A 9,623-nucleotide genomic window follows, 5' to 3' on the forward strand; every position below is an offset into this window, starting at 1 on the left:
CATGCACCATATCTCGGCTGAACGGGATCCGGCTCGAATGGGCGGGTCCGTCACCGCAATCTGATCCTGTGCCGCAAAGCGGGCTGGTGATGGAAGGAGACAGATATGAACCTTGAGAAATACTCAGAGCGCGTGCGCGGCTTTATCCAGTCCGCGCAGACGATGGCGCTCTCCCGCAACCATCAGCAATTCACCCCCGAACACATTCTGAATGTCCTCGTCGACGATGACGAGGGCTTGGCCGCGTCGCTGATCGAGCGTGCCGGCGGCAATGTCCGCGACGTCAAGCTCGGCGTCGAGACGGCGCTCGAGGCGATGCCCAAGGTGGAGGGTGGCAATGGCCAGCTCTATCTGGCTCAGCCGCTGGCCAAGGTGTTCTCGACCGCCGAGGACCTGGCCAAGAAGGCCGGTGACAGTTTTGTCACCGTCGAGCGGCTGCTGCAGGCGCTTACCATGGAGAAATCGGCAAAGACGGCCGAAATCCTGGCCAAGGCCGGCGTCACCGCGCAGGCGCTGAACCAGGTCATAAACGACGTCCGCAAGGGGCGCACCGCCGATTCGGCCAGTGCCGAACAGGGCTATGACGCGTTGAAGAAGTACGCGCGCGATCTGACCGCCGACGCACGCGCGGGCAAGCTCGATCCGGTCATCGGCCGCGACGACGAGATCCGCCGCACCATCCAGGTGCTGTCACGCCGCACCAAGAACAACCCGGTGCTGATCGGCGAGCCGGGCGTCGGCAAGACGGCGATCGCCGAAGGCTTGGCGTTGCGCATCGTCAATGGCGACGTGCCGGAATCGCTGAAGGACAAGCAGTTGATGGCGCTCGACATGGGCGCGTTGATTGCCGGCGCCAAATATCGCGGCGAGTTCGAGGAGCGGCTGAAGGCAGTGCTCTCCGAAGTCACCTCGGCCAGTGGCAATATCATCCTGTTCATCGACGAGATGCACACGCTGGTCGGCGCCGGCAAGGCCGATGGCGCCATGGATGCGTCGAACCTGCTGAAGCCGGCGCTGGCGCGCGGCGAACTGCACTGCGTCGGCGCGACCACGCTCGATGAATACCGCAAGCATGTCGAAAAGGATCCAGCCCTTGCCCGCCGTTTCCAGCCCGTCTTCGTCGACGAGCCGACGGTGGAGGACACGGTTTCGATCCTGCGCGGCCTGAAGGAGAAATATGAGCAGCACCACAAGGTGCGTATCTCCGATTCGGCGCTGGTGGCGGCGGCGACGCTGTCCAACCGCTACATCGCCGACCGCTTCCTGCCGGACAAGGCGATCGACCTGGTCGACGAAGCCGCCTCGCGGCTCAGGATGCAGGTCGATTCCAAGCCTGAGGCGCTGGATGAGATCGACCGCCGCATCATGCAGCTCAAGATCGAACGCGAGGCGCTGAAGGTCGAGACGGACGAAGCCTCGAAGGACCGGCTCGCCCGCCTGGAAAAGGAACTTGTCGGCCTTGAGGAGGAATCGAGCGAGATTACTTCGAAGTGGCAGGCCGAGAAGCAGAAGCTTGGGCTTGCCGCCGATCTGAAGAAGCAGCTCGACGAGGCGCGCAACGACCTTGCCATTGCCCAGCGCAAGGGTGAGTTCCAGCGCGCCGGGGAGCTTGCCTATGGCAAGATCCCCGAGTTGGAAAAGAAGCTGAAGGAGGCCGAAGCCCAGGACGGCAAGGCCGGCATGGTCGAGGAAGTGGTCACGCCCGACCACGTCGCCCATATCGTGTCGCGCTGGACCGGAATTCCGGTCGACAAGATGCTCCAGGGCGAGCGCGACAAGCTGTTGCGCATGGAAGACGAGATCGGCAAGCGTGTTGTCGGCCAGGGCGAGGCGGTGCAAGCCGTTTCCAAGGCGGTGCGGCGCGCGCGTGCAGGCCTGCAGGATCCGAACCGGCCTATCGGCTCGTTCATGTTCCTTGGCCCGACCGGCGTCGGCAAGACCGAGCTCACCAAGGCTTTGGCCAACTTCCTGTTTGACGATGAAACGGCGCTGGTGCGCCTCGACATGTCCGAGTACATGGAGAAGCACTCCGTCGCCCGGCTGATCGGCGCGCCGCCCGGCTATGTCGGTTATGAGGAAGGCGGCGCGCTGACCGAAGCGGTGCGGCGCCGGCCCTATCAGGTCGTGCTGTTCGACGAGATCGAGAAGGCGCATCCCGATGTCTTCAACGTGCTTTTGCAGGTGCTCGATGACGGCCGGCTCACCGACGGGCAGGGGCGTACCGTCGATTTCCGCAACACGCTGATCATCATGACGTCGAATCTCGGCGCGGAATATCTGGTCAATCTCGGCGAGGACCAGGATGTCGATGCCGTACGGGACGAGGTGATGGGCGTGGTGAGGGCATCGTTCCGGCCCGAGTTCCTCAATCGTGTCGACGAGGTGATCCTGTTCCACCGGCTGCGCCGCAAGGACATGGACCGCATCGTCGAAATCCAGCTCAAGCGGCTGGAGAGCTTGCTGACCGATCGCAAGATCACGCTGTCGCTGGATCCCGAGGCGGTCGAGTGGCTGGCGGCCAAGGGTTACGACCCCGCTTATGGTGCCAGGCCGCTGAAGCGCGTGATGCAGAAGGAGCTGCAGGATCCGCTGGCGGAAAAGATCCTGCTTGGTGAGATTCTCGACGGCTCGACGGTCAAGGTTACGGCCGGTTCCGACCGGCTGAATTTCCGCTCCAGGCCGACGATCGTCGCCGCCGAGGCGGCGGCCTGATCCAACGCCGCGTGTCCAGTATGGGCGCGCGGCGTCTTCATATATCATGGGGGGGCCGGATGACGCTGGACGACTACAACGGCTTCTGCGGCTCGCTGCCGGCAACGATCCACGTGGTGCAATGGGGCGGCGCCCATGTCTGGAAGGTTGGGACCAAGGTGTTTGCGATCGGTGGCTGGGATCAGGGTGAGCAGCTTTTCGTCACCTTCAAATGCTCCGATGTTGCCTATGACGTGCTCAAGGAGCAGCCCGGCCTGCGCCCCGCGCCCTATCTTGCCTCCCGCGGCATGACGTGGATCCAGCGTCAGACAAGCCAGAGCATGGATGATGGTGCGCTGAAGGACTATTTGCGCGAGAGTCATCGCCTGGTTGCTCTGAAGCTGACGAAGCAGGCGCGCAAGGAATTGGGGCTTGGCGTGGGCTAGCTAATATTCCTCGAGGCGTCGGAAGACCGCCATCTTCATGCCCGGTTCATGATGGAACCATATGGTGGGTAACTGGTTTGCTGGCGAAGGGGTTCGCCGAACTGCACAATGCCGGGCGGCGGCACATACGGACCGGAGAGTTTCGCTACTATGCTGCGCACTATCTTCACCCTTTCGGCGCTTGCTGCGGGACTGGTGTTTTCCAACGCGTTCGCGGCGCCGACGCATGACGGCGCGGCCCAGCGTGTTCGCGCGGCCGAGAGTGGCGGCATTCTGCTCGCCCAGGACGGCAGTCTCGACATTTATTACGATGCCAGGGGCAACCGCGTCATCGTCGATGCCGATACCGGCAAGGTGATCGCCATCCAGCCGCCGCAGACCAGGCTCGACCGGCGGGCGCTGCGCCGCGAGACGCGGATGCGAGAACTCGGCCGTGCCCCCGCCGACGATGATCGCTACTATCTCGACGATCCCCAGGACATGGCACGCTTCCGCCGCAAGCAACTGGAAGAAGAGGGCCGGGTCATCCCGCCACCAGCCGACGAATACGACCCTGACGGAAGCAATTCAGTCGATGCCTATCCGCCGGCACCGCAGGACGAAGGCAATTACGATAACAATTATCCCGATGCGCCGCAGCCGGCAGAGCCGGGCACCATCAAGCGCCAACCGCTGAACGAGGCGTCGATAGACCCTCTCCAGCCGGCAGATCCGACGGAACAGGCGCCCTCCGACCAGGCGGCATTGCCGCCAAACGCTGGCAGCAAGACGTCGGTCGACCCGTCGCTTTCGCTGGGCGCACGCCAGGATGTGGCAGCGCTGCAGGTGCTGCTCGACCGTGGCGGTGCTTCGCCTGGCGTCATCGACGGGCGCTTCGGCTCGAATGTCGACAAGGCGCTCGCCGCCTACAACGAGATCAACGGCAGCAACCTCAAATCGACCGATGCGGTCGGCATCCAGTCAGCACTCTCGCAATCCGGCGGCGATGCCTTCGCCAACTACACCATCACGGCGGAGGACGCAGCCGGGCCGTATGTCGCCTCCATCCCGGAAGACTACAGTCAGAAGGCGCAGCTCAACTGCATGTGCTACACCTCTGTCACCGAGGCGCTGGCGGAGCGCTTCCACATGGACGAGAACTATCTGAAGTCGATCAACAAGGGCCTCGACTTCAACCGCCCCGGCACGATCATCAAGGTCGCCAATTTCGGCAAGCTGGTGTCTACGCCGGTCGTGCGCATCGTCGCCGACAAGACCAAGAAAGAGGTGTACGCCTACGATGGTGGCGGCAAGCTGGTAGCAGCCTATCCGGCCACCATCGGCTCGGCGGACACGCCGTCGCCCACCGGCATCCACGCCGTGTCGCGCATCGCGCTCGACCCGAACTACACCTACAATCCGAACATCAATTTCAAGCAAGGCGAGAACGACAAGATTCTTACCGTTCCGCCAGGCCCCAACGGACCTGTCGGGTCGGTCTGGATCGCCTTGGACAAACCGACCTACGGCATCCACGGAACGCCCGAGCCGTCGAAGATAGGCAAGACCGAAAGCCATGGCTGCGTGCGCCTGACGAACTGGGACGCGCGCGAGCTCGCCAAGCTGGTGTCGCCAGGCGTTACCGTGGAATTCCTTGGCGGACCTTCAGCCGATGACGTTGCGCAGCAATGAGCCGCGTGGCGCCGCGGCATAGATCAACTGCACGACCAGAATGAAGCCGACGCTTAGCAGCGGGCTGATCAGGCAGAGTGCGCCGCCGACCGCCCACAGGATCTGGGCCTTGACGATGCGCAGATAGACCGTGCGCCTCGTCTGCGCGTCAACATCTTCCGCGACAAAGCCGTTCTTATCCGCGTAGCGCCAGCTGGCGAACAGCGTGACGCCGAGCATCAGCAGGTTGACCCAGTAGACCAGCACCGCGGTCTTGAATTCGAGGAAATCAGCCAGCAAGTCGGTCGAGAACGGCAAGAGCGCGATGAAGGCGAGAAAGCACAGGTTCAGCGTGGCCAGCCGCCTGTCGGATTTGGCGATCAAACCATGCTGCGCCTGCTGGCCGAACCAGAAGATGGTCAGGGTCAGGAAGCTTAAGGCATAGGTCAGAAAGCGGGGCGCCAGTGCGGCGATGGTGACAAGCAGATCGTGTTCGGAATGAATCGCCTCATGCACCGGCACCCTGATCTCGAGCACGATCAGGGTAAGCGCGATGGCGAACACGCCATCGGTGATACCGACAATACGGCCGCGCCCCTCAACGGAGGCTTCGAGTGGACGCTTCATCGAATTCTCCTGCCCCCGGCTGTTGGGAAAAACCTAGCATGACTGCCGCGGTTTGCATCGGGGCAGATGCGATCCCTGGCAATGGCAATATGGCTGGTTTCAAGGGCAACCAGTCTCTGGCTGGTTGTTGCCGGTGCGCCGCCGGTCTAATCAGAGCGGCATGCATTCACCCAATGAAGCCGCCGCCGTTCCGCTGACCGCTCCGGTCGCGAATGGCACGTTCTGCCCGCAATCGCAGCGGCGTTATGTGCTGGTCGCGGCGATCCTGGCCTCGGCGCTCGGCTTCATCGACGGGTCGATCCTGGCGATCGCCATGCCGGCGATCCGCGTCAACCTCGGCGCCAGCCTTGCCGAGGCGCAGTGGATCTCCAATGCCTATGCGCTGACGCTCTCGGCGCTGATCCTCGCCGGCGGTGCCGCGGGCGACCGGTTCGGGCTTCGCCGTGCGTTCGTGGCCGGCATCGCGCTATTCATCGCGGCCTCGCTTGCCTGTGCGCTGGCGCCGAACGCAGTCGTGCTGATCGCGTTTCGCGCTCTCCAGGGGATTGGTGCCGCGATCATGGTGCCGGGCAGTCTCGCCATCATCGCCAAGGCCTATCCGAAGAAGGAACGCGGCCGCGCGATCGGCATCTGGGCGGCGGCCTCGGCGCTGACCACCGCTCTCGGCCCCGTGCTCGGCGGCCTGGTGCTGTCGGCTTTCGGCGATGGCATCTGGCGGGCGATCTTTGCCGTCAACCTGCCACTCGGCCTGATCTCGATCTATCTGCTGCTCGCCAAGATTCCCGCCGATGCGCCAACGCAGAAACGCAGCCTTGACCTTGCCGGTGGTGCGCTTGCGACGCTGGCCTTCGGCGCGCTCGCTTATGGGCTGACTTCAATGAGCGCCAGCGGCGAGAGCCACATGGCCGGTCCAAGCATTGCCGCCGGCGCCGTGCTGCTTGTTGTCTTCATCCTGTTCGAGCGGCGGCAGCGCGAGCCGATGATCGACCTCAGCCTGTTTCGCATCGGTGCTTTCGCCGGCGCCAATGCCGCGACTTTCTTCCTCTATTTCGCGCTGTCGGCCAATCTTTTTTACCTGCCGATGCTGCTGATCGCCGGCTGGGGGCTGAGCACGGCCGAGGTCGGCTTCATCTTCCTGCCGCTGTCCGCAGCGATCGCGCTTTTGTCAGGACCCGTCGGCAAGCTCTCGGACCGGATCGGGCCACGTCTTCCAATTGCCTGCGGCAGTCTGATCGTGGCGATTGCCTTCGCCGGGCTGGCCTTGCTCACCCATGCCGGCTTTCACCATTTCTGGACTGGCATCTTCCCGTTGATGGCGCTGATGGGACTCGGCATGGCGTTGGTCGTGTCGCCATTGTCGACCGCGATCATGACGGCGGTGGAAGACAAGGACACCGGCGCGGCTTCCGGCATCAACAACGCCGTCTCACGCATCGGCGGTCTGATCGCGGTGGCGGCGATGGGGTCGCTTGCTGCCTGGATCTACGCCAATGCCCTGGAGGGAAACGCCGCGCCCGGCGTGCCTGGCTTCGGGGAACCGCCGCCAACGGGACTTTCGCCGGCACTCGATGCTGCAAGAATCGCCGCCAGCGACGCCGCTTTTTCCGCCGTCTCCTTGGTGACGGCGCTGCTATGCCTGCTTTCCGCTATCATCGCGTGGATGACGATTTCCGGCGAGGCGCTGCCGTGGCCGCGGCGCGCCGAGCCTCGGCAGGACGAAGGCTAAGACTCAGCCTTCGATCTTGGCGCTGGCGACCTTCAGCGAGTTGCCGTCTTCCTGCTTCAGGAGATCGTCGATGCGTTCACGCTCGCGCTTGAAGGCGACGAGGTCGTCGCCCTTCAGCACCTTGCCGACCGGCAAGCGCACACGCATTGAATCGACCTTGGTGCCGTTGACGATCAACTCGTAGTGAAGATGTGGTCCGGTGGACAGGCCAGTCTGACCGAGATAGCCGATAACCTGGCCCTGGCGGACGCGTACGCCCTCAGTGATGCCCTTGGCGAAGGCGCTCTGGTGATTGTAGGAGGTCTCGTAGCCATTGGCGTGGCGGATGATGATCTGCTTGCCATAGCCGCCGGCCCAGCCGGCCTTCTCGATGACGCCATTGCCCGCTGCGATGATCGGCGTTCCGATGGGCGCTGCCCAGTCCGTGCCGGTGTGCATGCGGACATAGCCAAGGATCGGGTGCTTGCGAGCGCCAAATCCGGAGGTAAATCTGCCGTTGGGCAGTGGGTTGCGCAGCAGGAACTGCTGGGCGCTGCTGCCATTCTCGTCGAAATAATCCGTGCTGCCGTCCTGCATTTGAAAACGGTAGAAATTGCGTGTCGTTCCGCCGAACGTCGCCGAGACATAGAGGAGCTCGGAATTGTCGGAGGTCTGGTCATCTCCATCGGGCTGCGAGAACAGCACTTCGAGGCGATCGGCGGGATTGAGCCGCGACTGGAAGTCGACATCGGACGCAAGCAGCTTGATCAGCCGCTGAGTCATCGCCTTGGACATGCCGTAGGAGTAGGCGGTCCGATAGATGCCGTCATAAATGTTCGGCAGGTTGCCGCGCACCACCACCGGAGCCGACGAGTCATCGAACGCCGTCAGCAATTCGGGATTGGGTTCCGGCTCCTGCGCGGGCACATACTGACCGCGATCGTCGAGCGCGATGGTGACGATGTGCGTGGCCTTGTCGTAGACGCTGGTGCGAACCACCTTGGCGGCGTCGCCATGGACCTCGAGACCGACGCGCAACACGGTTCCGGCCTTGAGCGCCGGGGCGTTGAGCAGCTTGGCAATCGCTTCGGCCATGCCGGTGGCATCGTCGCCCGTGTAGCCCGAATCGGCAAAGGCCTCGGTGAGGTCCGTGTCTTTGGTGAAAGGGATGATTTCTTCGGCGAAAGCCGGCGCCTGGTCGTCAGCGTTGGCGCGCGGCGCCACGGAGACGTTTTCGGGGACGATCTTGACGTCGTAGGAGCCGGCCATGCTTTCGGCAAAGGCATCGCCGAAGCGTTGCGGGTCGACATAATGGAGCGAAGCGACCTGCACGGCGCCGTCGCTGAGGTCGGTGCCGGCTTCGCGCACGACTTTTTCAACTTCGTCGGCGGAAAGGTCGCCCTTTTCGTCGAAGGAGGCCGTCTCGATCGGGAAATCGACGGTCTTCAGGCTCATCTCGCTTTCGACCTTGGCGCCGTAGATCTGGCCGGAAGCGGCGGAGGCCGCCGCCGCCGGCTGTGCGGCGGCGCCGTCGTCGCTATCGTTGCCGAACACCTGCATCGGGTCGAAGGGCGGGTAGGGCCGGCTGGTGGTGTGGCCGGCGGCGAGCGCCATCTTGATCTGCACGAAAGGCATGGTGTGGATGACATCGCGGTCGCCGACCTTGGTGACCATCGACACTTCCATGCGACGACGGTCCTTGGCCTTGGCAATCTGGCGCGGCGCCACCAGTCTGGTGGTCTTGGCCACTTCGCCGGAATCGCCATTGCTGGCGAGGCCAATCAGTTCGGCGATCTCTGGTGGGGTCGCCAGTTGCTGGCGCCCGTCTAGGGCGGCAAACAGCGCCACGCCCATCAGCACGCTCGAGGTCACGCCGGTGAGGAATGTTCCCGACAGCCAGCGCGCGGAAACCTCACGCCGATCGGGCGGGCCGCTGCGGCCATCCGCGATAAGCGGCGGCTCATTGCCGAGTTCGGCTATGACATCTTCCGTATCTGGCATCCAGAAAGGCTGCTTCTTCCCCAGGCGGGACGGCTTGTCGCTTTTGTTGTGGCCATGACATTTGCCTGTCACGGCAGGTTAAGTCAACGAAGCCTCGGGCCCCTGTCGAATTCCCCTCGTGCACTTCTCTTATAGAGCGCTCCGAAAAGCGGGCGGCGTGCCTTCATTCATAAGACTCCCGCGCGCGCCCCTTCGAGGCTCAATAAAGAGGCCATTGCAAGGCTGTGATTGCGCCTCTCTTGTTGGCCTTGGTGTCGAACGGCAATGCGGCGGCAATAGGGCTCCTTCGTGGCCGTGGCCTCCTGTTATCCCCTGTTCCCCTGGGGCAGTCGGCTATCCACAAAGCGTGCCCAAAATTTCTGTCGCAAAAAGTTCAAAAACTTTGCGAAGGTGTGTTGACAGTTTTGGTAGGTGGCGACTATATACGCCTCACGAACGAGGGCGGTGCGCCGCTGGCGACGAAGAAGTTTGCTTCTAAGACTGCCCTCAGCGAAATTCAAGAG

The 9,623-nt window shown here is 63.2% G+C and carries 7 protein-coding genes; 5 read left to right on the top strand and 2 right to left on the bottom strand.

Annotated elements, in window-relative coordinates:
* Positions 1–105 precede the first annotated feature (105 nt).
* The 3 genes from clpB to EN850_RS05610 all read left to right on the top strand — a co-directional run bounded on the left by clpB (position 106) and on the right by EN850_RS05610 (position 4,808).
* Positions 106–2,712, top strand: a complete 2,607-nt coding sequence (clpB, locus tag EN850_RS05600; RefSeq protein WP_136090804.1) for an ATP-dependent chaperone ClpB — start codon at positions 106–108, stop codon at positions 2,710–2,712.
* 59 nt (positions 2,713–2,771) lie between these two features.
* Positions 2,772–3,137, top strand: coding sequence for an MmcQ/YjbR family DNA-binding protein (locus tag EN850_RS05605; protein ID WP_136090805.1), 366 nt, complete (start codon positions 2,772–2,774; stop codon positions 3,135–3,137).
* Positions 3,138–3,287: 150 nt separating this feature from the next.
* On the top strand, positions 3,288–4,808 hold the full coding sequence (locus EN850_RS05610; protein WP_136090806.1) for a L,D-transpeptidase family protein: 1,521 nt from the start codon (positions 3,288–3,290) through the stop codon (positions 4,806–4,808).
* Here EN850_RS05610 and EN850_RS05615 read toward each other — a convergent pair.
* On the bottom strand, positions 4,782–5,414 hold the full coding sequence (locus EN850_RS05615) for a TMEM175 family protein (RefSeq protein WP_127872297.1): 633 nt from the start codon (positions 5,412–5,414) through the stop codon (positions 4,782–4,784). The two genes, EN850_RS05610 and EN850_RS05615, sit on opposite strands and share 27 nt — an antisense overlap.
* A 160-nt stretch (positions 5,415–5,574) precedes the next feature.
* Here EN850_RS05615 and EN850_RS05620 point away from each other — a divergent pair, with 160 nt between their 5' ends.
* Positions 5,575–7,140 (top strand): MFS transporter, encoded by a 1,566-nt coding sequence (locus tag EN850_RS05620; RefSeq protein ID WP_136090807.1) that lies wholly within the window; start codon positions 5,575–5,577, stop codon positions 7,138–7,140.
* A gap of 3 nt (positions 7,141–7,143) precedes the next feature.
* Here EN850_RS05620 and EN850_RS05625 read toward each other — a convergent pair whose 3' ends face one another.
* The gene (locus EN850_RS05625; protein WP_189524521.1) at positions 7,144–9,120 is read right to left on the bottom strand and encodes a M23 family metallopeptidase; all 1,977 of its coding nucleotides are present in this window, start codon (positions 9,118–9,120) and stop codon (positions 7,144–7,146) included.
* A 224-nt stretch (positions 9,121–9,344) separates the two neighbouring features.
* Between EN850_RS05625 and EN850_RS36820 the strand changes: the two genes are divergently transcribed.
* Positions 9,345–9,623: hypothetical protein (locus tag EN850_RS36820; RefSeq protein ID WP_246689150.1), on the top strand; the 279-nt coding region annotated here is incomplete at its 3' end.

The sequence above is a fragment of the Mesorhizobium sp. M8A.F.Ca.ET.207.01.1.1 genome, assembly GCF_004794715.1.
Taxonomy (GTDB): Bacteria; Pseudomonadota; Alphaproteobacteria; order Rhizobiales; family Rhizobiaceae; genus Mesorhizobium.

Excerpts from the sequence above, each read along its gene's own strand:
- clpB (WP_136090804.1), top strand. The coding sequence starts at position 106 with ATGAACCTTGAGAAATACTCAGAGCGCGTGCGCGGCTTTATCCAGTCC.
- EN850_RS05615 (WP_127872297.1), bottom strand. The coding sequence starts at position 5,414 with ATGAAGCGTCCACTCGAAGCCTCCGTTGAGGGGCGCGGCCGTATTGTC.
- EN850_RS05610 (WP_136090806.1), top strand. The coding sequence starts at position 3,288 with ATGCTGCGCACTATCTTCACCCTTTCGGCGCTTGCTGCGGGACTGGTG.
- EN850_RS05625 (WP_189524521.1), bottom strand. The coding sequence starts at position 9,120 with ATGCCAGATACGGAAGATGTCATAGCCGAACTCGGCAATGAGCCGCCG.
- EN850_RS05605 (WP_136090805.1), top strand. The coding sequence starts at position 2,772 with ATGACGCTGGACGACTACAACGGCTTCTGCGGCTCGCTGCCGGCAACG.
- EN850_RS05620 (WP_136090807.1), top strand. The coding sequence starts at position 5,575 with ATGCATTCACCCAATGAAGCCGCCGCCGTTCCGCTGACCGCTCCGGTC.